General features: G+C 76.1%; 1 protein-coding gene. It reads left to right on the forward strand.

Annotated elements, in window-relative coordinates; all coding sequences use genetic code 11:
• Window positions 1–243 (forward strand): EAL domain-containing protein (locus KVT14_RS20990; RefSeq protein ID WP_217617355.1); only part of this gene is annotated, 243 nt, incomplete at both ends.

A 243-nucleotide genomic window follows, 5' to 3' on the forward strand; every position in this document is an offset into this window, starting at 1 on the left:
TCGCTGGCCCAGGACCGGCTCCTGGACCGGGTGCAGATCGTCAAGGTCGCCCTGCAGCGCGGCGCCGACCACTGCGCCGAGCTCGTCGCCCGCGCGCACCCCGCCGGCGCGACCGTCGTCGCCGAGCACACCGACACCACCGAGCGGCTCGAGACCGCCCAGGCGATCGGCTCCGACCTGCTCCAGGGCCCGATGTTCCACCGCGACCCCCCGGTCACCCGCCGGTCGTTCTCCGCGGGCGAG

The organism is Cellulomonas sp. GbtcB1, assembly GCF_019091725.1.
Classification (GTDB): domain Bacteria; phylum Actinomycetota; class Actinomycetes; order Actinomycetales; family Cellulomonadaceae; genus Cellulomonas.